This is a genomic window from Aphanizomenon sp. UHCC 0183, assembly GCF_009712065.1.
Lineage (GTDB): Bacteria > Cyanobacteriota > Cyanobacteriia > Cyanobacteriales > Nostocaceae > Dolichospermum > Dolichospermum heterosporum.
On the sequence record NZ_VILC01000115.1, the window covers coordinates 1 to 866 of the forward strand.

Sequence of the window (866 nt, forward strand, 5' to 3'; positions counted from 1 at the left end):
GTAAACCATTGAGAAAATCCAGAACAGTTGCTAAACCATCAAGCCGCCCCATCACTCACTGAAGAAATTGTCCAAAAAGTTGGTGATCGCTCTTAAACTCACTTTAAACTAAATAGAAATTTCAGCAGTTCTGTGTATCATATTTAACTAATATTTTCTGTTTAGATGAAAATTGTCAAGATATGTAAAGAGATTTGTCAAAATCTCGGACAAGCAAAGATATACCTTTAGAACGTTAAACTTCCTGAGATTTAATTAAGGAGAAACCTACATGAGTCCTATTCTAGAATCTAAGGCTATTGTTTGTGGTATTGGTCTATCTGGTATTTTGGTCTCTCTTTTAGTCAACATCAATGTACTGTCTGCTCAAGCACAAACAAATCAAAGAACGAGAACTACTACTACTCCAGTATTAATTGATGCAACTATGCCCGATAAGATTTTAGAGATAGCAAAAGGCTTTGGTACTGCATCTCTTGACAAAGACAATGTGGGTGATCCGAGAATTACTGGGAGAATTGATGGACAAAAATATACTATTCATTTTTACGGCTGTCTCAATGGTAAAGACTGTGATGATATTCAGTTTTATACTTACTGGACGGGAGGGCGAAATGCCACTTTAGATAAAATCAATGAATGGAATCGTAAAACAAGATTCGGTAAAGCATACTTAGATACAGATGGCGATACCGCTTTGGAAATGACCGTTAACATAGATTATGGTGTATCCACAAGGAATTTAGAAGATAATTTTTCTTGGTGGAATAAAACTGTTCAGTCCGTCGTCCAAGATATTTTGACTGAATAGGGTAAATGCAGATTATAGTCTCACGCTTCAAAACAGTTGAGAAATATCTGGGTAA

At 35.6% G+C, this 866-nt stretch carries 1 protein-coding gene; it reads left to right on the top strand.

The features are described 5' to 3' along the window. The first annotated feature begins 271 nt into the window (after window positions 1-271). A complete protein-coding gene (locus FJR37_RS23440; protein ID WP_052149982.1) occupies window positions 272-811 on the top strand; it encodes a YbjN domain-containing protein in 540 nt (179 codons plus the stop codon). Window positions 812-866 lie beyond the last annotated feature (55 nt).

Coding starts and splice junctions, on each gene's coding strand:
- FJR37_RS23440 (WP_052149982.1), top strand. CDS start 272: ATGAGTCCTATTCTAGAATCTAAGGCTATTGTTTGTGGTATTGGTCTA.